The sequence below is a fragment of the Nitrospira sp. genome, assembly GCA_035968315.1.
Lineage (GTDB): Bacteria > Nitrospirota > Nitrospiria > Nitrospirales > Nitrospiraceae > Nitrospira_D.
In genome coordinates this window covers 20,932-41,862 of sequence record JAVYIN010000006.1, presented here as the reverse complement: position 1 = coordinate 41,862, position 20,931 = coordinate 20,932, and the positions used below count along the sequence as shown (strand labels likewise).

The 20,931-nt window shown below is 63.4% G+C and carries 21 protein-coding genes; 14 read left to right on the top strand and 7 right to left on the bottom strand.

Annotated elements, in window-relative coordinates:
• Positions 1-20: 20 nt before the first annotated feature.
• The 5 genes from RI101_09155 to RI101_09135 form a co-directional block, all read right to left on the bottom strand.
• A complete protein-coding gene (locus tag RI101_09155; GenBank protein MEC4890210.1) occupies positions 21-1,355 on the bottom strand; it encodes a nicotinate phosphoribosyltransferase in 1,335 nt (444 codons plus the stop codon).
• Positions 1,352-1,933 carry an isochorismatase family protein gene (locus RI101_09150; protein ID MEC4890209.1) on the bottom strand — a complete coding sequence of 194 codons (582 nt, stop codon included), beginning with the start codon at positions 1,931-1,933 and terminating at the stop codon, positions 1,352-1,354. The genes RI101_09155 and RI101_09150 overlap by 4 nt, the downstream gene beginning before the upstream one ends.
• A 111-nt stretch (positions 1,934-2,044) precedes the next feature.
• Positions 2,045-2,407, bottom strand: a complete 363-nt coding sequence (locus RI101_09145) for a cytochrome c (GenBank protein ID MEC4890208.1) — start codon at positions 2,405-2,407, stop codon at positions 2,045-2,047.
• A 2-nt stretch (positions 2,408-2,409) separates the two neighbouring features.
• Positions 2,410-2,577, bottom strand: a complete 168-nt coding sequence (locus tag RI101_09140; protein MEC4890207.1) for an FmdB family zinc ribbon protein — start codon at positions 2,575-2,577, stop codon at positions 2,410-2,412.
• Positions 2,578-2,589: 12 nt separating this feature from the next.
• On the bottom strand, positions 2,590-3,453 hold the full coding sequence (locus RI101_09135) for a universal stress protein (protein ID MEC4890206.1): 864 nt from the start codon (positions 3,451-3,453) through the stop codon (positions 2,590-2,592).
• A gap of 421 nt (positions 3,454-3,874) precedes the next feature.
• On the opposite strand from RI101_09135, the gene RI101_09130 reads away from it, so the two are divergent.
• The 14 genes from RI101_09130 to RI101_09065 all read left to right on the top strand — a co-directional run bounded on the left by RI101_09130 (position 3,875) and on the right by RI101_09065 (position 20,086).
• Positions 3,875-4,357 (top strand): universal stress protein, encoded by a 483-nt coding sequence (locus RI101_09130; GenBank protein ID MEC4890205.1) that lies wholly within the window; start codon positions 3,875-3,877, stop codon positions 4,355-4,357.
• A 34-nt stretch (positions 4,358-4,391) separates the two neighbouring features.
• On the top strand, positions 4,392-4,820 hold the full coding sequence (locus RI101_09125) for a cupredoxin domain-containing protein (protein MEC4890204.1): 429 nt from the start codon (positions 4,392-4,394) through the stop codon (positions 4,818-4,820).
• Entirely contained in the window at positions 4,817-5,773 is a 957-nt protein-coding gene (locus RI101_09120) for a universal stress protein (protein MEC4890203.1), read from the top strand. The genes RI101_09125 and RI101_09120 overlap by 4 nt, the downstream gene beginning before the upstream one ends.
• A 31-nt stretch (positions 5,774-5,804) precedes the next feature.
• Positions 5,805-6,029, top strand: coding sequence for a DUF2934 domain-containing protein (locus RI101_09115; protein MEC4890202.1), 225 nt, complete (start codon positions 5,805-5,807; stop codon positions 6,027-6,029).
• The gene (locus RI101_09110) at positions 6,013-7,404 is read left to right on the top strand and encodes a hypothetical protein (GenBank protein ID MEC4890201.1); all 1,392 of its coding nucleotides are present in this window, start codon (positions 6,013-6,015) and stop codon (positions 7,402-7,404) included. Before RI101_09115 ends, RI101_09110 begins: the two co-directional genes overlap by 17 nt.
• The gene (locus RI101_09105; GenBank protein MEC4890200.1) at positions 7,379-7,843 is read left to right on the top strand and encodes an NAD(P)H-dependent oxidoreductase subunit E; all 465 of its coding nucleotides are present in this window, start codon (positions 7,379-7,381) and stop codon (positions 7,841-7,843) included. Before RI101_09110 ends, RI101_09105 begins: the two co-directional genes overlap by 26 nt.
• Entirely contained in the window at positions 7,840-9,333 is a 1,494-nt protein-coding gene (locus tag RI101_09100) for an NADH-ubiquinone oxidoreductase-F iron-sulfur binding region domain-containing protein (protein MEC4890199.1), read from the top strand. The genes RI101_09105 and RI101_09100 overlap by 4 nt, the downstream gene beginning before the upstream one ends.
• 15 nt (positions 9,334-9,348) lie before the next feature.
• Entirely contained in the window at positions 9,349-12,174 is a 2,826-nt protein-coding gene (fdhF, locus tag RI101_09095; GenBank protein ID MEC4890198.1) for a formate dehydrogenase subunit alpha, read from the top strand.
• Between the two features lie 6 nt (positions 12,175-12,180).
• The gene (locus RI101_09090) at positions 12,181-13,029 is read left to right on the top strand and encodes a formate/nitrite transporter family protein (GenBank protein ID MEC4890197.1); all 849 of its coding nucleotides are present in this window, start codon (positions 12,181-12,183) and stop codon (positions 13,027-13,029) included.
• Positions 13,030-13,082: 53 nt separating this feature from the next.
• Complete coding sequence (gene pfkB / locus RI101_09085) at positions 13,083-14,012, top strand: 1-phosphofructokinase (protein MEC4890196.1); 930 nt, start codon at positions 13,083-13,085, stop codon at positions 14,010-14,012.
• Positions 14,013-14,034: 22 nt separating this feature from the next.
• On the top strand, positions 14,035-14,892 hold the full coding sequence (locus tag RI101_09080) for a universal stress protein (GenBank protein MEC4890195.1): 858 nt from the start codon (positions 14,035-14,037) through the stop codon (positions 14,890-14,892).
• A gap of 164 nt (positions 14,893-15,056) precedes the next feature.
• Positions 15,057-17,309 (top strand): 4-alpha-glucanotransferase, encoded by a 2,253-nt coding sequence (malQ, locus tag RI101_09075; protein MEC4890194.1) that lies wholly within the window; start codon positions 15,057-15,059, stop codon positions 17,307-17,309.
• Positions 17,310-17,503: 194 nt separating this feature from the next.
• A complete protein-coding gene (locus tag RI101_09070) occupies positions 17,504-18,658 on the top strand; it encodes an ATP-binding protein (protein MEC4890193.1) in 1,155 nt (384 codons plus the stop codon).
• 6 nt (positions 18,659-18,664) lie between these two features.
• The gene (locus RI101_09065) at positions 18,665-20,086 is read left to right on the top strand and encodes a sigma-54 dependent transcriptional regulator (GenBank protein MEC4890192.1); all 1,422 of its coding nucleotides are present in this window, start codon (positions 18,665-18,667) and stop codon (positions 20,084-20,086) included.
• A 3-nt stretch (positions 20,087-20,089) separates the two neighbouring features.
• Here the strand turns inward: RI101_09065 and RI101_09060 are convergent, their stop codons facing one another.
• The gene (locus tag RI101_09060) at positions 20,090-20,530 is read right to left on the bottom strand and encodes a hypothetical protein (GenBank protein MEC4890191.1); all 441 of its coding nucleotides are present in this window, start codon (positions 20,528-20,530) and stop codon (positions 20,090-20,092) included.
• The gene (locus RI101_09055; protein ID MEC4890190.1) at positions 20,527-20,931 is read right to left on the bottom strand and encodes an Lrp/AsnC ligand binding domain-containing protein; all 405 of its coding nucleotides are present in this window, start codon (positions 20,929-20,931) and stop codon (positions 20,527-20,529) included. Before RI101_09055 ends, RI101_09060 begins: the two co-directional genes overlap by 4 nt.

The window sequence follows — 20,931 nt, the reverse complement described above, 5'->3', positions numbered from 1 at the left end:
GGTGCGTGACCATGCCATATTTAGAGAGAACGGTCCACGGTTCCGGCAAGTTCCTGTAACTGCGGCGAGATCCGCACCTCGTAGGACGGGGCCTCCTCCAGAGTTGTGAGCGGAGCGGGGAGTTGCGCGAGTTGTGCCGCCACCCGTTGGCGGATGCCGGCCAATGCGGGCGCGGGCGCGAGGCGGCGGCCTGCTGTCATCACAGGCTGAAGCAGCGGGACGCCTTCGGCCTTGTCCTCCAGTGTGGTGACTAGATCGTATTCCCATCCGCCATCGTGACGGCAGTGGCGGTAGACCTGCTTGCGGCCCGGCCAGGTGGCTTTGCCTTCCGAGCGTTTGCGGCAGGGGCGGCTGGCATATTCCTGGAGTTTGTAGGCGCAGTCCAGTGAAGGGGCGTCGGCGGAGGTGGTCATGGCCGTCCCGACGGCAAAGCCGTCGATCGGCGCACGGGTGCCGATCAATGCTTTCACGCGATATTCGTCGAGATTGCCGCTGGCGAGGATCTGTGCGTGAGGCAAGCCTCCCTCGTCAAGAATGCGGCGAACCTTCCTGGCATGGTTGGCCAGGTCTCCGCTGTCTAATCGGACGCCTTTCACTGTGATGCCCTTGGATGTGAGTACGGGCGCCAATGCCACGACTTTGTGCGCGGCGGCTTCCGTGTCATAGGTGTCGATGAGGAGGACGACATTGTCCGGCTGGGCGTGAGCAAAGTGCTCGAAGGCGAGCGTTTCATCCCGGTGCGCCTGTACGAAGGAATGGGCCATGGTGCCGTAGAGGGGGATGTCAAAGGCCATGCCCGCCAGGACGGTCGCGGTGCCGGAGAAGCCGGCCAGATAGCTGGCCCGTGCCGCGAACAGGCCGGCTTCGGCGCCATGCGCCCGCCGCAGGCCAAAGTCGATGAGCGGTTTTCCCTCCGAGATCAGCACTGACCGTGCGGCTTTCGAGGCGATCATGGTTTGGAAGTTCAGAAGATTCATGACGCGGGTCTCGATGAGCTGTGCCTGCGGCAGCGGCGCGACGATCCGGAGAACCGGCTCCTGCGGGAAGAAGACCGTTCCTTCCGGCATGGCCTCCACATCGCCGGTGAAGCGCAGCGTTTCCAGGTAGCGCAGGAGGCCCGCGCTGAACCGTCCCGTCTGTTTCAGCCAGGAGAGTTCTTCCGGCGTGACCTGCAATTCCGAGAGAAAGTCCAGAACCTGCTCGAGACCGGCGGCGACCAGGAAGTTCCGGTGGGGAGGCAGTTTGCGGACGAAGAACTCGAACACCGCCGTCTCCTGCATGTGCTGGTCATGGTAGGCCTGCGCCATGGTGAGCTGGTACAGATCGGTCATCAGTGCGCTGGTTGAGGGGTTCATGCGGCCAGCATCTCCACCCGGACCGGCGCCGCTCCCAGACGGATCATCTCCTCTTCGGCATGACGGCCGTCCTCTTGCTGGAGGTTCACCGCCTTGATGCCGTCTGTCAGCAAGCACACGTCATAGCCCAATCTCCTGGCGTCTTTCACCGTGTTCAGCACGCAATAATCGGTTGCCAGGCCGCCGATGAAGAGCCGCCGCACGCCGATGGCCTGGAGGTGGCGGTGCAGCGGGGTCTCCTGAAACGCCGAGTAGGCCTCGCGGCTGGCGTCGATGGCTTTGTAGATCATGACGGCTGATACGGGCGCATCGAAGGTTGGTGGCGGCAGCGAGCCGGGCGAACCGGCCACGCAGTGCACGGGCCACAGCCCTCCCTGCGCCTGAAACGAACAATGATTGGGCGGGTGCCAATCGCGTGTCAGAAACACAGGGAGACCCCGAGCCTGGAACCGGCGCATGTAGGTCAGCAGGGTGGGAATGATGGCGTCTCCGCCGCTGATCCCGAGGGCGCCGCCGGGCAGGAAGTCGTTCTGGATATCGGCAATCAGCAGGGCATCGTGAGGGGTGAGGGCGATCATGCAAGTATAACGTGCAATATGGCGGTGTGGCGATTGCGGGGCTCGGAGTTTCCCGAGTTCTCCGGGTTTGGCATTTCACCGATACACGAGATCACTCAATCGCACGGTGCCTCAGCGTCCCTGCTGTGAGAGGAGGCGAATGTAGGCGAGGACGTCCTGCATTTCGCCGTCGGTGAGCTGCCCTCTCCAGGCGTGCATGGGACTGAAGACAACGCCGTGTTCGATGGTGCGCAGCAATTCCTCATCCGATTTCAAGAACGACCGGAACCGCTGGAAGTTCGCGGGGGCGACCTTGAGTGCGGCGGCCGATGGCCCGTCTCCCCATCCGCTGGGGCCGTGACAGGCCGCGCAGTGCCGCTGGTAGATGGCTTTCCCTCTGTCCATGTCGGCGGGAAAGTCCTCTGCTGCCGTGTACCCCGGCATCAAGACGATTCCCCAAAGGGCGATTGCGAGCATGTAGGGCATCAGGCGCATGATCAACTCTTCTTGGTGGTGTGAGCGATAAAGGAGGTGAAGATCTGTTTCAGATTGGTGCTGCCGCACTTCGGACACTGCAGACCGCCTTGTTCGTGTTCTTTCAGCGTCACGACGATCAGCGATTCCTTGCCGCAGTCCAGGCATGTGTAGTCGTACATCGGCGTCATCACAGACCCTCCTCAGTGAAACACCAACAGGGGGCACGGAGCATGATGAAGCACGGCGTGCGACACGCTGCCCAGCACCATGCGGGTCAGTCCGTGTCTGCCGCGGGAGCCCATCATCACCAGATCGGCCTGTAGCGCTACGGCTTCCCGGAGAATGGCTTCCACGGGCGCGCCCAGCACCGCCTTGCTCTGAACGGGGTATCCCATCTGGGCCAGTTGGGAGGCGACGGTCTGAGTGAAGGCCTCGGCGCTTGTGAGCGACTGGCTCTCCAATTGCTTCGCCGCCGCAGCATCCACCGGCCAGGGCGGCGTGGTCTGCGGGAGCACGGTCAGAAGGGTGATCGGCACCGATTCACGAAATGGTTTATGCCGCAAGAACAGCAAGGCGCGCTCCGCGTCCTGGGAGCCCTGCAAGGGGAGCAGGACATGCTTCAGGGCTTTCATGAAGCAGGGCAGAATGAGCGTGGCACAAGGCGAAAACGTCAGGACCCGGTGGGACACGCTTCCCATCAACCGTTCCTTGATCGGGCCGAGGCCCCGCGCCCCGACGAGGACGAGATCGATCTGATGCGTGGCGGCATAGTCCACGATCCGGTCGGCGGGGGAGCCGATCGCCAGTTGTTTGGTCGCGGGACCGGTCTCCATCGGCAGGAGCGAGACGATCCGATCCAACAGCCGGTTGCCGTCTTCCCGCATGGTTTGCTCGACCGTGGCGTACAACTCCTGGGCGACTTCCGGCACCATCATCGGATAGGCCGGTGTAGGCACGTCTAATACATGCAGAACGTGCAGCTCCTCGGCGCGGGAGAGATAGGCCAGCGCCCGCACCGCCTCGTACGATTGGTCCGACCCATCGACAGCCAGCAGCACTTTCATAAGGAGCCTCTCTTAGCGACAGTCCGTCGGGCAAAAGAACAGGAGATAGATCCCGATCGCGAATCCGAGTCCGATCGCTCCTATCAGCAGCCATTGGGTGCGCGTCATGTTCTACTCCCCTTATTGTGTTAGGTGAGCAAGTCCAGTGCCGGTCTTGTGTCTGGTTAGGTAAGGGATGAAGAGCACAACACAATGGGTTTTTTGCGTCTCTTGCGCGGCACTCCTCACGCGTCCTGTCGCCTTCTGCTACAGGCCGCGATTCTCCACTGTAGCAGGGCTCCCCCAATTGAGCTGAAGAACGGATGGCGTATGGCTGATGGCAGGATGAGAAAGACATAAACTGCCGGGTCTATGCGGGATCATCCGCTACCGATCAGGTTCTCATGCCGTGGCACTGCCCTTGCGATGATGGGGAGTGACTATGTATGGCGCACCGTTCTCATCCCTTTTGGTTCCGGTCGATTTTTCGCCCTGCTCGGAAGAGGCGTTTCGTGTGGCCTGTGATCTCGCTCGCCTCTGTGAGGCCAAGGTGTTGGTGGCGCATGTGATCGATATGGGCGCCGTGGAGACCCTCAACAAGCTGGGCTTGCTGGCGGTGCCGTCCGATGCCGCGGCGCAAAAGCGCCGGCTTCGCCACTATGCCCGTCTCCATGTTCGGCGACTGCTGGAATCGGATGCGGCCAAAGGGATTGCGATGAAGCGGGTGGTATTGGAAGGAGTGCCGTTCGTCGAGATTGCCAAACTGGCGCGGGTGGAAAAGGTCGATCTGGTGGTGATGGGCAGTTATGGAGGGCGGTCGGGCAGCGTCGATAAGATTTTCTTCGGCAGTACCGCAGAGAAAGTCGTGCGAACAGCCGGTTGCCCGGTGCTGACGGTGCCGTTGCCGGTCAAGGCACGGCCCTGAAGGACGGGCATGAGGCAGGGAGAATAAGGAGGCCATGATGAAACAAGGGCGTCATTCGCTGGGTTGGGTCATCGTTGTGAGCGTGACCTGGGCCTTATGGGGCGGGGTGGATCTGCCGCTCTGGTCACAGTCGGAGCAGGTGGTCGAGGTGACGATCAAGGATTTTAAGTTTATGACGAAGCAGGGGACGCTCCGGCTCGGGGTTCCGACCGTGATCAAGGTCAAAAACGAGGATGCCGAACGCCATGATTTCGGCTCGACGATGTTTGAAGGGATTCCCGCGCAAGTGGAACGGGAGGGCGTGGTGGTCTATGGGCGAGGGGTGGGGGGGGTGTTTCTCGATGCGAAGCGGGACGCGGCGATCCGGTTCAACATGTCCCGTCCCGGCCGCCATGAGTTCCGCTGCTCCATTCATCCCAACATGACGGGCGAGTTATTGTTATTGAATGTGGAGGCAGTGTGAGCACAGATATCGAACGGCCGCATATTGTGTTTGCGACCGATTTCTCGCCTTGGGCTGCTCAGGCGGAGGCGTATGCCCTGTGTCTGGCCTCCACCTGGCGGGCCTCGCTGACGGTGGTGACGGTGCTGGAATTTCAACCGGGTATGAATCCGGAGTATGAGGTCAACCGCTTGTACTTGGACGAGCTGATGAAGTCGGCGAAGAAGGAGCTGGCCGCTCTGACCGAGCGGGCTGCCGCGCGCGGGATCGCCGTGCAGACGAGGATGGCCACAGGGATTCCCAGCGAAGAAATTCTGGGCGCCGCCCGTGCGGAGGATGCGGACGTGATTGTGATGGGGACCAAGGGCAAGACGGGGCTGGCCCACGTGCTGCTGGGCAGTACGGCGGAGCGGGTGATCCGGTCGGCCTCCTGTCCGGTTCTGGCGGTGCGGGCGGAACTGTCCGACGGGACTCTCGTCGATCCTCATCCTTGTGCCGGAGTCAGTGTGCGCCGGATTCTGGTTCCGGTGGATTTCTCCGATTGTTCGCTCGAGGCGCTGGAGTATGCGGCGTGGCTGGCGCAGCGGTCGGGGGCATCGCTGTCGCTGCTTCACGTGCTGGAACCGATTTCCTATGGGCTGGACTTTACGCTGTCGCATGAGCCCAAGCGGGAAGAGATGCGCGCGCGGGTGACGCAGCGGCTGGCCGGTTTTGTGGAGGCGCTGGCCGGGGCGAAGATTGCCGCCGATTCGCATGTGCGGGGAGGGCTTCCCGCCGATTCCATTCTGGACAGCGCCCGGACGCTGCCGGCGGATGTCATCGTGATGGGCACGCATGGCCGCCGGGGCTTGTCCCATCTGCTGAGCGGCAGTGTGACCGAAGCCGTGCTGCGGCAATCGCGTTGCCCTGTCATGACCGTGCGCAGTCCGAAATATGCGGCCGGTCATCGCCGCGTGATTCCCGTGTCATCGTGAGCGGTTGGAATGTGCCACAAGGAGGTGTCTCATGACAGCGATGGCGAAAAAACAGAGCGGCTCGTCTGCGGCGAGGGCGGCACGGAGGCCGGGCGCGGGGAAGCCGATTGAATTGCCCGATGGGATGCGGGATCGCATTGCCCAGAAGGCCTATGAACTGTGGGAGGAACGCGGGCGCCGGGCGGGACGCGATCTGGAAGATTGGCTCGATGCCGAAGCCATCGTGATGGAAGAAATTCATGAAGCTCGCGAATGAATCGGCAGCCGGCCTCTGGGCGCCCTTGCCTCCCGGGCTGGACGGGCTGATCGCCCGGCTCGAAGCCCTCTCCCTTTCGCCGATGTTTCAGGCGCAGCGGGATCTGGCCTTGCGCCAGGCGTTGCGGCCCTATGTTGAGGGAGGGGGCGTTGCGCCGCTTCCGCCCTACGCGCAGGAAGTGGAGTTGGCGGCGTGGACGGTCTATGCCGATTATTATCCGCAAGACGGGCAGCTCACGCTGATCGAGCAGCTCCGGGATGTGATCACCGAACATATTCCGGAGGAAGAGCGGGCCTGGATGGATCCCCTCAAACATTCGTATTTGGATCTGACTGAGATTGTTCCGTCTGAGACGCCGAATACGGTCTTCGCCTGCCGCTCGCTGGGCGATCGCCGTGTCTATCAGGTGCGCGGAGGCGATATTTCTCAGCCGGTGCAGCCGGGGCAGGTGTTGCTGACGCGCTTCGTGCAGATGCCAGGCGATCCCGAGACGAATGACGTGGTGATTGGCGGATGCGCGTTACTGCTGACAGCGGCGGAAGGGCGGATACTCTTGGAGGCGGTGAACGGCTATCGCCGCGAGATGGAAATCAATGCCGGCTCATTCGAACTGGGCGATTGGCATGAATTTGCCAAACGCTTCGGCCACATGTTGCTGTGGATCTACGCGCAGATGCGCCTGGGGACGCTGCTCAAGGTGGTGGCGGATATCCGCTATGGCACGGCGGATGGCGCGCGGCATCTCTACGCGCTGGCGCTGTACGAACATCGCGAATTGGCCCTTCTCCGTGACCGGCTGGCCGGGTTTGAAGGGATGGACGCCGATCCGCCGGGCGGGTCAGGGGAAACACTGCGGTGGATTCTGCGTGGCGCCTCCGCGGAGGATCAAGGGAGCGTCGTGGCGCGGTTCACACTGACGCCGACGCAACTCTGGGTGGAGGCCGATTCTCGCGAACGGCTCGACGCGCTTAAGCATCAGCTGGCGGCGGCGTTCGGGTTCTCGCTCCATTTCCGCGGAGAGGCGACCGACCCGGCGCCGCACCGTTTGAGCGCGGATGAACTCAATGCCGATCAGCCGGTGCAGGTCGTGGTCACGCCGGACCAGGATGAAGCCCTGTTGCACGCGTTTCTGGAAACCGCCTATCTGGATTGGAGCGACCGGGAGGCGCCGGTGCTGGGCGGGAAGACGCCGCGCCATGCCGCGACGACTCCGGCCGGCCGCGAACACGTCGGCCGCGTGATCGATGAGATGGAACGGTCCGATCTCGGGTGGCGGCGGATCGGCAAGCCGGCATTTGACTATAACGTGCTGCGCGGGCATGTTGGGCTCGAAGAGGTACGCCGTGAAGATGCTCCCGCCGAACGATCTCGATGACCTATTAGCCCGCGTGCGCCCCGCGTCAGGCCTGCCGCCGAATATTCTTCAGGTGCTCCACGCCGTGCAGGACCGGTACGGCTCGGTCGATCCCGGGCTGATTCCAGCCATCGCGCATGCGCAGGGGGTGACCGAGGCCGATGTGGCCGGGGTGCTGTCCTATTATCCGTCCCTCAAGACGTCCCCATCCGGCCGGCATCGCATTCAGGTGTGTCAGGGCGAGTCTTGTTTCGCCAACCGGTGCGGCCGGGTGTTGCAGGCGATCCGCGCGTGCCTGGGGATTGATCTGGGCCAGACGACGCCCGACGGACGGTTTACGCTCGAGCCGATATCGTGTGTCGGGAACTGTGCCGTGCCGCCCAGCGTGCGAATCGACGGCGAGTTGCACGGCCGTGTGGCGCCGGAAGATGTGGCCAACCTGTTGGAGCGGTATCGATGAATCCCGTGAGGCTCTATCTGTCCAACGATACCTCGTCGCTCGCGGCGGGGGCGCGGCGTCTCACCGAGGCCTGGCAGCATCGGCCTGACGTGTGCCTTGTCCGCACCTCGTCGCGGGGCGCGTTTTTTCTGGAGCCGATCGTCGAGCGCGATGGGCCTGACGGGCGGGTGGCCTGGTGCCGCGCCACGCCTGACGACTTGCCCAAGATCCTTGCGGGTGTCGGGGGCACTCCCCTGTCGGCCATCCCATTTTTGACGGGACAAACGCGGCACACCTTTGCCCATTTCGGCCTCACGGAGCCCTTGGCGCTCGATGCCTATGAGGCCCAGGGCGGATGGTCCGGCCTGCGCGCGGCGAGGCGGATGAGTCCGGCGGCGATTATCGAAGAGATGAAGCGCTCCCGGCTGCGTGGCCGGGGGGGCGCGGCGTTCCCGGTCTGGAAGAAATGGGAGGTCGCGGCAACCACGCCGGCGGACCGGAAATATGTCGTGGCCAATGCCGACGAAGGGGATGCCGGAACCTATTGCGACCGGATGGTGATGGAAGGCGATCCCTTCCGCTTGATCGAAGGGCTGTTGATTTGCGCCAGAGCCATCGGGGCTGAGGCTGGGTATGTGTACTGCCGCCAGGAATATCCGGCCGCGGCGGCCAGCCTGCGTGAGGCGATTCATGCGGCGGACGCCGCCGGTCTGCTGGAGTCCGATGGACGGCCCTTTCCCATCGACGTGGTATCCGGTGCCGGTTCGTATGTCTGTGGCGAGGAAACGGCGTTGCTGGAATCCCTCGAAGGCCGGCGCGGAGTCGTGCGCGCGCGCCCGCCTCACCCGGCGCAATCCGGTCTGTATGGCAAGCCGACCATCGTGAGCAACGTGCTCACCTTCGCCATCGTGCCCACTATCCTCGCGCGGGGCGGCGCCTGGCATGCGTCGCTTGGCACGGAGGGGTCGCGCGGCACCGCCGTGCTCCAACTCGGCGGGCGGGTGAAGCAGCCGGGACTGATCGAGGTGCCTTTCGGACTCACGTTGCGCGAGGTGCTTGATCAGTTCGGCCAAGGCATGGCGGATGGCGCGCGAATGAAAGCGGTGCAGGTCGGCGGGCCGCTGGGCAGCCTGTTCACCGAGGCGCAGCTGGATATTCCGATCTGTTTCGAGGCCTTCGCGAAGGCCGACGCGATTCTGGGGCATGGCGGGATCGTGGTCTACGACGACGAGACGGATATGCTGGAGCTCTCGCGCCATCTCATGGCCTTTGTGGCAGACGAGTCCTGCGGGAAGTGTGTGCCCTGCCGAGTAGGGTCTCTGCGGGCGCGTGAAATTCTTGAATCTATTCAGCAAGGGCGGGCGACGGCAGCGGAGCTGGCCCTCTTGGCCGAATTGGGCGACACGATGAAGGCGACGAGCCTGTGCGGTCTTGGCGCACGGGCGCCCTATCCGGTCTTGTCGGCGATGGCGCAATTCCCGGAAGAATTCAGGCGAGGGGCCAGAGGCTAGGGGCGAGTGGCGACGATGAAGAACGAATCAGAACTCCGGAGTCCTTCCTCAGGCCTCGTGCCTCGCGCCGCGCGCCTGTCAGAGGTGGCGCTGACCATTGATGGCCGGCGTGTGACCGCCATGGAAGGCGACACGGTCTTCACGGCGGCCAAACGGGCGGGTGTGGCCATGCCGGGCCTCTGTGCTTCCGACCATCTCAAGCCATTCGGGTCCTGCCGCCTCTGCGTCTGCGAGGTGGAGGGGCAGAAGGGGACGCCGGCGTCCTGCACGACACCGGTGCAGGACGGCATGGTGGTGCGGACGCAGACGGATCGGCTGACTCAGCTGCGCCGGAATGTGGTGGAACTCCTGCTGTCTGAGCAGCCGGCCGATGGGACCTTGTCTCCCGCTGTGCAAGCATTGGCTCAATCGGTGGGGCTTGAGCGGGTCCGGTATCGCCAGCCGGCCGTCCGGGCCGATGTGCAGGACCGCTCCAATCCCTTTTTCGTGTTCGATAACACCATCTGCATTTCCTGCGCGCGCTGTGTGCGCGCCTGTGACGAAATCCAGGGCACCAATGCGCTGACGATGCTCGGCCGTGGATTTGAGTCCAGACCGGCTGCCGGAGGAGCTGGGCTCTCAGCCATCGGCCATGAGCCGTCAGCCGAGGGGTTTGCCGAGTCGAACTGCGTGTCGTGCGGCGCCTGTGTGAAGGAATGTCCGACCGGTGCGCTGGTCGAGAAGCGGCGGGTGCAATTGGGCAGTCCGACACAGGTTGTCCGTACGACCTGTGCCTACTGTGGCGTCGGCTGCGCCTTCGATGCCGGGGTGCGCGACGGGGAAGTGGTCACAATGGTGCCGGCCGATGATGGCCCTGCCAATGAAGGGCATGCCTGCATGAAGGGGCGGTTTGGCTGGACCTATATCGATGCGCCGGATCGGCTGACGATGCCGCTGCTGCGCAACGGGCACGAGTGGCAGAAGATTTCCTGGGAGGCGGCCCTGGACCGGATCGCCCAGGAGTTCACGCGGATCAAGACGGAGCAGGGGCCCGATGCGCTGGCGGTGGTGTCCTCCAGCCGCGGGACGAATGAAGAAAATTATCTCTTTGGCAAATTTATCCGCTGTGTGATGGGGACCAACCACATCGATAATTGCGCGCGGGTCTGCCACAGTGCGACGGTCACCGGCATGATGGAAACGCTGGGCGCGTCGGCCGCGACGAACTCGATCGAGGATCTCGATCAGGCCCAGTTGATCATGGTGGTGGGCGCGAATCCGACCGAGTCGCACCCCGTCGTCGGCGCGCGCATCAAACGGGCGCACCGGCGCGGCGTGCCGCTGATCGTCATTGATCCCCGGCGGACGGAACTGGCGCGGCTGGCGACGCTGCATCTGGCCCTGAGGCCCGGCACGAACGTGGCCCTGTTGAACGGGATGGCCCATGTCATGGCGAAAGAGGGGTTGCTTGACCGGCAGTTTATCGAGTCTCGGACCGAAGGGATCGACGAGTGGCTGAAGACGGTCGAGCCCTGCACGCCGGAATGGGCGGAGCAGATCACCGGCGTCTCCGCGGACCTCATTCGCGAGGCCGCCCGGCGCTATGCGGCGAGCGGCGCCTCGCTCTGTGTGCACGGCCTGGGCATGACGGAGCATCGCTGGGGGACTCACGGCGTCATCGCCCTGGTGGACCTGGCGCTGGCGACGGGGAATATCGGCCGGCCCGGGACCGGCATCAATCCGCTGCGCGGCCAGAACAATGTGCAGGGCGCGTCGGACGTGGGCTGTCTGCCGACGTATTTTGCCGGCTATCAGCCGCTGGACGATCCGACGCTGGGGGCGCTGCATCAGCAGGTCACCGGCCGTCCCTTGCCGACGAAGCGGGGGATGAAGACGCCTGATATGTGGGACGCGGCGCTGGCCGGCCGGTTACAGGGCTTGTGGATCATTGGCTATGACGTGGCCCAGACTGATCCCAATTTGAAGAAGGTGCACGAGGCATTGAGGCGCGTGGGGTTTCTCGTCGTGCAGGATCTCTTCTTGAGTGAAACGGCGAAGTTTGCCCACCTCGTGCTGCCCGGCGCCTCGTTTTTGGAAAAAGACGGCACCTTCACGAATCTCGAACGGCGCATCCAGCGGATCAGGAAAGCGGTCGATCCGCCGAACGGCATTCTCCCGGATTGGCAAGTGGTCTGCGAGGTGGCGACTCGCATGGGCTATCCGATGGCCTATCGCCATCCCTCCGAGATTATGGAGGAGATTGCCAGGCTCACGCCGATGTTTGCGGGCGTGTCCTATGACCGGCTGGAGTCGCCGTCAGGCGTGCAATGGCCGGTGCCGGCTTCGGGGCATGCCGGGACGGCGCTCATGCATCGCGAGACCTTTCCCAAAGGCAGGGCGCAATTCGTGGGGGTGGACTACTTGCCGCCGGGAGAATCGCCGACGGAGGAGTATCCCTTTACCCTGGTCACCGGGCGGATTCTGCAACATTACAATTGCGGCGCGCAGACGAGACGGACAGACATTCTCAAGGTGGTGGATGGTGATGCCTTGGAAATGCACCCGGATGATGCGGCCAGGCTTGGGATGGCGGACGGGGATCTCGTCAGGCTGGTCAGTCCGAGAGGCAGCGCGGTCTTGCCGCTGGTGGTCAGCGAGCGGGTGCAGGCCGGACAGCTCTTCACCAGCTTTCATTTCCCGGCCAGCGAGGTGAATGTGCTCCTTTCGTCGAGCGCCGATGAGCGGTCGCAATGTCCGGAATATAAAGTATCGGTCGTGCGCGTTGCCCCCTTCGATCGGGAAGAACTCGATGCCGAGGACGAGTCCGAACTGGCCGCGGTTCATATACGCCTGATTTCATAATCGTCGATGATAGATATTCCACCGAACGCCACGCCGCTGACCGATGCCTACGCCCCCGCGCAGGTGGCGGCACGGGTGCGTGACGTGGGTGTCGCGAAGGCCACGGCTTCTGCGGCCACACTCGTGGCGCTGGCGGTGCTGGCCGGCGCGTTTATCGCGCTGGGAGGCCTGTTCTACACCGTCACGATCACGGCCGGGCCGAACCAGGCCGGACATTTCGGATTGGTTCGTCTTGCCGGCGGCATCACGTTCAGCCTCGGGCTGATCCTGGTGGTGGTCGGGGGAGCCGAACTGTTCACGGGGAATAATTTGATGGCGATGGCCTGGGCGGCCGGCCGGGTGACGACGCGGCAGGTGCTGCGCAACTGGGGCTTGGTGTATCTGGGGAATGTGGCCGGCGCGCTGGGCACGGTGCTGCTGGTGCTGTTGGCCGGGGTGCACACATTCGGTGAGGGCACGGTCGGAGAGACCATGATCCGGATTGCGCGGGCGAAGGTCTCGCTCGATCCGGTCTCGGTCCTCGCGCGGGGCGTGCTCTGCAATGTGCTGGTCTGTCTGGCCGTGTGGCTCTGCATGGCGGCGCGGAGCGTCACGGACAAAATTCTGGCGATCGTGTTTCCGATCAGCGCCTTCGTCGCCTGCGGGTTCGAACATTCCGTGGCCAACATGTTTTTTCTTCCGCTGGGGATCGCCTTGACGGCGTCCGGCGCCGAGGCCATCTCCTGGTCCGGTGCGCTGGTGAATCTGGGCCTTGTGACGGCCGGGAATCTGATCGGCGGGACCGGGCTCGTAGCGCTGGTCTATTGGTTCGTGTATCTTCGGGGGGAAGGCAAGGGGCCTGAGGCGAGAGGCTAGCACAACGCGTGGCGCCACGAACTCGTCTGTCTGTTCCGGTCGCATGATCGCCGATGATTTATACCATTACACTGAATCCGGCTCTGGATCATTTTCTCGATGTCGAGGAATTGCGTGTCGATGACGCGAATCGCGTGACGCGCGAATGCCTCTATGCGGGCGGAAAGGGCATCGATGTGTCCCGCGCCATCCGGCACTTGGGCGGCGACAGCATGGCGCTGGGTTTCATCGGCGGGCATACCGGCCAGGTGATGGTGGATCTGCTCAAGGCCGAAGGGGTGACCTGTTATTTCACCCCGATCGCCCAGGAGACGCGGCGCAATATTATCGTGTCGACGCAGCGTGCTCGGACCCAGACCATGCTGAACTCACGAGGGCCGGTGGTGACGCGGGTTGAATGGGACGCCTTCCTGACCCATCTGACGCTGCTCGATCTTCGGGATGCCTATGTGGTAGTAAGCGGGAGTCTTCCGGTCGGGGTGCCCTCCGATGCCTACCGGCGGATTATCGAGGTGGTGCAGTCGCATGGCGCGCGCGCGGTGCTGGATGCGGATGGGCCGTGCCTCAAAGCCGGATTGCGGGCCAAACCGTTTGCGATCAAGCCCAATGTGAAAGAACTGCAGCGGTTGACCGGCAAGCCGCTCCGGTCGGAATCCGATTTGCTCCGCGTGGCCGGGCGGGTGCAGCGCAGCGGAGTCGAGGTGGTGCTGGTGTCTCGCGGCGCGAAAGGCGTGGTGCTCGTCGGCCCGCAGGAGCGGTATCGCGCGGTCCCTCCGGTCGTGACGGTTCGCAGCACCGTCGGCGCGGGCGATTCGACCGTGGCGGGCTTTGTCATGGCCCATGCGGCGGGCAAGGGGCTGAAGGATTGTGTGCGCTTGGCGACGGCGGCGGGCACCGCGGCGACGCTGGCGCCGGGCAACCAGCTCTGCCGCGTCAAGGATGTCCGCCGGCTCCTCTCAAAGATCACAGTCATGTCGTGTTAACCTGGTTGGTGATGGAGGCTTTATGAAAGTGCTTGTGGCCACCGATGGATCGAAGTACGGGCGATGGGCGATCGAATGGGTGGGGCAGTTTCCTCTGACCGTGAAGCCGGTGGTGCGTGTGCTGCATGTGGTCGATGTCGCCGCGCTCCGGGCGCCGTTTATGATTCAGCCGGTGGTGGCCGGGACCGAGCGTTATATTCAGCAGGAAATCAAACGCATGGAAGACGGCGCGAAATCCGCCAAGAAGGAATCGAGCGCGCTGCTGTCGTCGCTGGGGTTGAGCGGCACGGTCACGGTCGAGCGCGGAGCGGTCGCGCCGACTCTTGTGAAGCATGCGGCCAGGGGCGTGGGGATGCTGGCGGTCGGCTCGCGTGGGTTGGATGCGCTGGACCGGTTCATGTTGGGTAGTATCTCGACCCATGCGATTCATCATGCGGCCTGTTCCGTGCTCGTGGTGAAAGAGGCGGCTCGCCCGCTCAAGCAAATCGTGCTGGCAATCGACGGGTCGCCCGCGTCAGACAAGGCGGTGCGGTTCCTCATCCGGAATGTGGCGCCGCAAATGAACGGGCCGGAAGAGGAGCCGGTGCAGGTCGTGGTGGTGCATGCCATGCCCTTTCTTAAGTATCCGGAAGTGCGCGATGCGGGGAAGGCGATTGTGCAGCGCTATGCCGACAAGCTGGCGAAGGCCGGGTTCCAAGTGCTGGAAGCGCCGAAGCTCGGCAAGCCGGCCGATGAAATTCTGAAGGTGGCCAAACAACATAAGGCTGATCTGATCGTGACCGGTGCGAAGGGGCTTGGCGCCATCGGGCGGGTGTTGCTGGGGAGCGTGTCCACTCGGGTGGTGCAGCACAGCTCCTGTTCCGTGCTCGTGGTCCGGTAACGGGGCCCTTTCCCGGCGCGTCGTCACGCGCTCCACCTGCCGCGCTCCTCTCATTGTTCAGACGCAGAGGGGGGCGGCAGGCCGGATGCCGGCCGTCTGAAATACCATACGGAAACAACAGGATAGCTTGACTCGATGGGGATCTTCACTCAGACTAGGCCTCCATGTACAACCAGCCGGAAGCCGAACTGCTTTCCCTGCTAGCTGAACGGGCGGGCATCGCCGCCGAATACCACGACATCGCCGGCACGCGCCACGTCACGACCGATGAAACCCGGCGGGCCATTCTGTCGGCCATGGGGTTTCGTGTTGCCGATCGCGGGGCGCTGGTTGAAGAACTGGATGCGTGGGACAATCGTCCCTGGGTGCAGGGGTGCGATCCGGTGCGCGTGCTGCGTGTCGGCCAGCCGCCCGGCCTGTGGCCGCTCCATGTCCGGTGCGAGTCTCAGGATGATGCGCGCCTCCAAGTGCACTGGGTGTTGTATGCGGAAAATGGAGAAAAACGGCATGAGCGGCAGGAGGGGCCCGGCCTGCCGATTGAAGAGACCCGGATTGTCGCGAATGCCCGGTATGTCCGGCTGACATTTCCGCTGCCGGACGATTTGCCGATCGGCTATTACGAGACGAAGGTCTGGGTGCAAGGCGGGGCGTCGGTCGCGGAAGCGCAATTCCGGATCATTGTCGCGCCAGACCGGTGTTATGTGCCGGAGACGGTGCAGTCGGGGGCGCGTCTCTGGGGGCTCGCGCTGCAACTGTATTCGCTCAGGAGTGAACGCAATTGGGGTATCGGAGATTTCCGCGATTTGTCCGCCGTGGTGGAGTGGGCTGGCAAGACCCTCGGGTGCGGCCTGCTGGGGCTCAATCCCCTCCACGCCTTGAAGAATACGACTCCCTACCATATCAGCCCCTATTCCCCGAATAGCCGTCTGTACCTGAACGAGCTCTATCTCGATCTTGAACAGGTCGCGGAGTGCGCAACGGCTCCGGAGGTGCAGAAGCGGCTGGCCGATCCGTCGTTCCGCGCGCAGGTGGAGGCCACCCGGAAGAGTGAGTTCGTCGCGTATGAGGCGGTGGCGGCTGCCAAACGCAGTGTGCTGGATCTCTGCTACCGGGCCTTTCTCCGTGACAATTTCGATGGCGCGGAGCCGGATCTGCAGCCGAAGACGGCGCGCGGGTGGTTTTTTCATTCGTTTGTCCAGCGCGAAGGCGAGCCGCTGTTGCAGTATGCCTTGTTCCAGGCGCTGGAGGACGAGCGCCAGTTTGTGCAATCGCGCTCGGCCGTGTGGGCCGATTGGCCGGAGCAATACCGGACGCCGGCGTCCAGCGCCGTTGCCGAGTTCAAGCGCCGCCATATGAAAAGAGTGCGGTACTTTCAATATGTGCAGTGGTTGGTGGCCGAGCAGTTGTCGGGTTTGCGCCGGCAGACCGGCGACGCGGGCATGCCGATCGGGTTCTATCATGATCTCGCCTTGGGCAGCGACCGGTATGGGGCGGACGGCTGGCGGTTTCAGGCGGTGCTGGCCCTCAAGGCGGATTGCGGGGCGCCCCCCGACGCCTTCGCGCCGGAGGGGCAGAATTGGGGCCTGGCCCCCGCTGACCCTCTGCGGCTTCGGGCGAGCGGGTACCAGTATCTCATCGAGCTGCTGCGCCATAATCTCCGCTACGGCGGCGCCGTTCGCATCGATCATGTCATGGCGTTGTTCCGCCTCTTCTGGATTCCTCGGGGCATGCCCGCGTCCAAGGGGACCTATGTCCATTATCCGGCAGACGATGTGCTGGCCATTCTGGCGCTGGAAAGCGTCAGGGCCAAGGCGGTGGTGGTCGGCGAGGATTTGGGCACCGTGCCCGATTGGGTGCGGGCGCGTTTGACGGCGGCCGGGGTGCTCTCGTACCGCGTGTTGTACTTCGAACGGAATGGGGATGGCAGCTTCAAGCCGCCGGATTCGTATCCGGCCCAAGCGCTCGCGGTGGTGACGACGCACGACCTGCCGACCCTGAGCGGCTATTGGGAAGGGGCCGATATTGACACGCGCGCGAAGCTGGGGCTGTTTCCCAATGACGAGGCCAGGCGCGCGGTGCTGGCGGAGCGGCAAGTCGACAAGGTCCGGCTGCTGGCGGCCTTGAAGGCCGAGGGGCTGTTGCCGGACGGACTGTCCGATGATCCCATCCATAGTCCCATCATGACGCCGGAGCTGGCGGAGGCCATTCACCTGTATCTGGCGCGCACACCGGCCTGGTTGGTGCTGGCCAATCTGGAGGATGTGATCGGCGCGCGCGAGCAAACGAATGTGCCGGGGACCGTTGATCAGCATCCCAATTGGTCCCGGAAGTTGGATTGTTCAGTCGAGGATCTCCTGCGGGATTCCCGCTTCACATCGCTTGCCGCCCAGTTGCGCGCTGTCCGTCCACTTGTGTAAGTACTAGTCGGAGGCTGAAAAAGCCCGCCAGCGGCGTTCGAGGCTATGGCCTTGTTGGGGCCGCATATTGAATTCTTGTGTGCCGCTCAGTTTTTCTATAACCTGCTATCTCTGTACAACGGTCGCGGTACTGCAAGTGCCGTTTTCCGTGGTTCGTCCATCCTCGTGTGCCGCACCGGAGTGAGTGGGTTACGATGAATATCCGCAACCGATTGGTGCTGAGCATTGCGGCCGCCTGCTTTCTCATCATTCTCATTGTCGAGGAGTTTGCGCCGGCCAACGTGGTCGGCGCCTATGGCTATGTGCTGCCGATTCTCCTGGTGGCCATTCTCCGGAACCGCCGCTTGATGCTGGTGACCGTGCTGGCCTGCATCGTGGCCACCTATGCCGGCTTGTTGCAGCCCACGAAACCGGGCCGGTTCCAGGCGGCGGTCATCAACCGGTCGGTGGTGGCGGGGGTTTTGCTGATCGTGGCCTATTTCGGGATGAGCTGGGAGGAACGGAAAGCACGGGAAGAGGCGGCGCGCGCGGCGTTGGCGCGTGAGACCGAAAGCCTGCTGCGGGCGAATGCGCAATTGGCCGAAGTCAAAGATCAACTCAACCGGTCCGAGCGATTGGCGGCGGTGGGGCAGATGGTTGCCTCGGTCGCGCATGAGGTGGGCACGCCGCTGCATTCCATCGCCTGGCATGTGCAGGCGCTGGCTGAGGAGCCCAGTGTGACGCCGGACATGAAGAAGCGGATCGAGGTGATCGACGGGCAGCTGGCTCGGGTGGTGCGGATTATTCAGGATCTGCTGTCCTCGACGCGCCAGCGGAAACCTGATCCGATCTGGCAGCCGGTCGATCGCGTCGTGAGTCCTGTGGCGGCGCTCATGGAGCCGGCCTTCCAGGCCAAGGGTGTGACCCTGCGCGTCGATGTGGCGCAGGCGATGCCGATGGTCTGGGCCGATGCGGAGAAGCTGCATCAGGTGCTGGTCAATGTGCTGGCCAATGCGCTGGCGGCGACGGGGGAAGGCGGCACGGTGACGGTGGCGGCATCGGCCAGGCCCGCATTGCCGGATGAGGCGGATGTGGGGCAGCGTGTGGCACAGGCGCCGGTCACGACGATGGTGACGGTTGCCGTGCGCGATACTGGTTGCGGCATGCCGGAGGCCGATCTCGAAAAGGCCTTTACCCCATTTTTCACCACGAAAGCCATCGGCACGGGCACGGGCCTCGGATTGTTTCTCAGCCGGGAGACGGTGGAGGCGCATGGCGGGACGCTGACCTTGGAGAGCGCAGTGGGGAAAGGCACGACGGTTATGATATCGTTGCCGGGGTCGAGTTCCGTGGCGGTCTCAACGGCATAGGAGTGCATGATGGCGGCAGTCGCAGCGAAGATTCTGGTGGTAGACGATGACGCGGTGGCGCGCGAACTGCTGGCCGACGCGCTGAAGAAAGAAGGGTACGACGTCGAGGCCTTTGCGAATGGCGCCGATGTGATCAGCCGCGGGAAACAAGGGAAGATCGACCTCGTCCTCACGGATATTCGCATGGGCGCGGTCGATGGATTGACCGTGTTGCGGGAGTTCAAGCAGTTCAGCCCGGATACGTCCATCGTGCTGCTTACCGCGTTCGGATCGTTGGAAGGGGCGATCGAGGGCATCAAGCAGGGGGCGTTCGATTATCTGGCCAAACCGTTTCGCAAGGAAGAAATCAAGCTCGTCGTGCAGCGCGCGCTGGATCACTGCCGCCTGGTGCGGGAGAACGCGCGGTTTCGCGAGGAGCTGAAGGGGAAAGACGAATGGTCTCCGCTCGTGGGCAGCAGCCCGGCGATGCTCGATGTCTATAAGCTGGTCGCGCGGGTGTCCGAAAGCAAGAGCACGGTGCTGCTGCAAGGAGAAAGCGGGACGGGCAAGGAGCTGATTGCCCGGGCGATTCACGCGAACAGCCCGCGCCGCGACAAACCGTTCATCCCGGTCAATTGCGGGGCCTTGCCGGATGCGCTGCTGGAGTCGGAAATGTTCGGGCATGAGAAGGGCGCGTTTACCGGCGCCGTCGGGATGAAGGCCGGCTTGTTCGAAGCGGCGAACGGCGGCACGCTTTTTCTCGACGAGATCGGCGAACTCGGCATGGCCTTGCAGGTGAAGCTGTTGCGCGTGATGCAGGACCACGAGGTGCGGCGGGTCGGGAGCACGGCCTCGGCCAAAGTCGATGTGCGGATCATTGCCGCCACCAATCGGGACTTGGAGCAATTCGTCAAGGATGGCAAGTTCCGGGACGATCTGTACTACCGGCTGGCCGTGGTGAAAATTACGCTGCCGTCGCTGATCGATCGAAAAGAGGATATCCCGATGCTGGCCCACCACTTTCTCCAGAAGTGCGCGGCCGGTGGGCCTTTGGCGGTGCGCGGATTTCTCCCGGAGACGATCGCGCTGCTGAAGCAGTACCGGTGGCCCGGGAATGTGCGGGAATTGGAGAACGCGATCGAGCGCGCGGTGTCGCTCAGCCATGGCCCGCTGCTGACGCCGGATGATTTGCCGGAATCGATCCGGCAGAGTGCGGGACAGCCGGCGGAGAGCAAGCCGGCGGCCGGCCATGAGGGAGAGGACGTCTGTCTGACGCTGGAAGAAGTGGAGAAACGCCATTTGGTGCGGGTGCTGAAAGAAACCAAGGGAAACAAGGTGAAGGCAGCGAAAATCCTCGGGATTGACCGGCGGACGCTGTATCGAATGGCGGAGCGGTTCGGGCTTGATCTGGGCGATGAGCCGGACGGCGCGGAGAAAGACACGGCGTAAGGGTTATAATAGCTTCAGGGCGTTCTTGAGCCGCCGCACTTGATTGTCCGCGCTTTGCGGAAGGGCGCTCGGGACGTCTTCCCAGCTGGTCAAGATTCCGTCTTTTCCTTCGGAGAGCACTTCCAGATTCAATCTCGTGCCGTGGTCGGTCTCCGCGGCGATGGTGGCCTGCACCCGGCTCTTGATGGTGCCCAACCGCCAGCGATAGAGCCAGTTCCAGGGGCCGTGTATTTCTTTGCGGTAGCCGGTAGTCAGGGTCTGTTCGTCACTCCAGTCCACATCATATCCGTCTTCAGTGAGCACCTGAGTGAGCGCGGCTTTGACCTGGTCGAGTGGCGCGGCCAACCGCGTTTCAATACGATCATCCTGCAGGGGGTGCAGCGCGGCACTGCAGCTCAGCGTGAGCAGGGATGCGGCGAGAACAAATCCTATCCGTGCACTCATGTGTTCGGGCTTCCTGTCGGGCGGTAGACGAGATGCGTGTCGGTTTGCGTCACGCCTTCGATGGCGTGAATCCGGCTCAAGACCAATTGCGTCAGCGCATCCTGATCGGGCACATCCGCGACGGCGATGATGTCGGGTTTCCCCCAGCAGGGATCGATGGTCTTAATCTCCTGGATCAACCGCAGGGCCTTCACGACGCTGGAGGTGAGGCCAGGCATCACATTGATCATGATATAGGCACGATCGGACATCAGTTTCTCTCCGGAAGCAGGCGCATGAATCGTGAACGGCACCGCCGGTGTAGCGGCTTGCGGGGCAACGTAGCGAACTTGCGGCGGGCCTGTCAACACGGGAGCGGCGCTGGCTGAGGCCGTTGTGCGGGATTTTGGTTTTTTGGTCAT

Bases quoted from the DNA above. Each gene is read 5' to 3' on its own strand.
- RI101_09065 (MEC4890192.1), top strand. From the start codon at position 18,665: ATGATGGCGGCAGTCGCAGCGAAGATTCTGGTGGTAGACGATGACGCG.
- RI101_09125 (MEC4890204.1), top strand. From the start codon at position 4,392: ATGATGAAACAAGGGCGTCATTCGCTGGGTTGGGTCATCGTTGTGAGC.
- RI101_09055 (MEC4890190.1), bottom strand. From the start codon at position 20,931: ATGACCAAAAAACCAAAATCCCGCACAACGGCCTCAGCCAGCGCCGCT.
- RI101_09090 (MEC4890197.1), top strand. From the start codon at position 12,181: ATGATAGATATTCCACCGAACGCCACGCCGCTGACCGATGCCTACGCC.
- RI101_09110 (MEC4890201.1), top strand. From the start codon at position 6,013: ATGAAGCTCGCGAATGAATCGGCAGCCGGCCTCTGGGCGCCCTTGCCT.
- RI101_09140 (MEC4890207.1), bottom strand. From the start codon at position 2,577: ATGACGCCGATGTACGACTACACATGCCTGGACTGCGGCAAGGAATCG.
- RI101_09115 (MEC4890202.1), top strand. From the start codon at position 5,805: ATGACAGCGATGGCGAAAAAACAGAGCGGCTCGTCTGCGGCGAGGGCG.
- RI101_09105 (MEC4890200.1), top strand. From the start codon at position 7,379: ATGCTCCCGCCGAACGATCTCGATGACCTATTAGCCCGCGTGCGCCCC.
- RI101_09130 (MEC4890205.1), top strand. From the start codon at position 3,875: ATGTATGGCGCACCGTTCTCATCCCTTTTGGTTCCGGTCGATTTTTCG.
- RI101_09070 (MEC4890193.1), top strand. From the start codon at position 17,504: ATGAATATCCGCAACCGATTGGTGCTGAGCATTGCGGCCGCCTGCTTT.
- RI101_09145 (MEC4890208.1), bottom strand. From the start codon at position 2,407: ATGCGCCTGATGCCCTACATGCTCGCAATCGCCCTTTGGGGAATCGTC.
- RI101_09080 (MEC4890195.1), top strand. From the start codon at position 14,035: ATGAAAGTGCTTGTGGCCACCGATGGATCGAAGTACGGGCGATGGGCG.
- RI101_09150 (MEC4890209.1), bottom strand. From the start codon at position 1,933: ATGATCGCCCTCACCCCTCACGATGCCCTGCTGATTGCCGATATCCAG.
- malQ (MEC4890194.1), top strand. From the start codon at position 15,057: ATGTACAACCAGCCGGAAGCCGAACTGCTTTCCCTGCTAGCTGAACGG.
- RI101_09100 (MEC4890199.1), top strand. From the start codon at position 7,840: ATGAATCCCGTGAGGCTCTATCTGTCCAACGATACCTCGTCGCTCGCG.
- fdhF (MEC4890198.1), top strand. From the start codon at position 9,349: ATGAAGAACGAATCAGAACTCCGGAGTCCTTCCTCAGGCCTCGTGCCT.
- RI101_09155 (MEC4890210.1), bottom strand. From the start codon at position 1,355: ATGAACCCCTCAACCAGCGCACTGATGACCGATCTGTACCAGCTCACC.
- pfkB (MEC4890196.1), top strand. From the start codon at position 13,083: ATGATTTATACCATTACACTGAATCCGGCTCTGGATCATTTTCTCGAT.
- RI101_09135 (MEC4890206.1), bottom strand. From the start codon at position 3,453: ATGAAAGTGCTGCTGGCTGTCGATGGGTCGGACCAATCGTACGAGGCG.
- RI101_09060 (MEC4890191.1), bottom strand. From the start codon at position 20,530: ATGAGTGCACGGATAGGATTTGTTCTCGCCGCATCCCTGCTCACGCTG.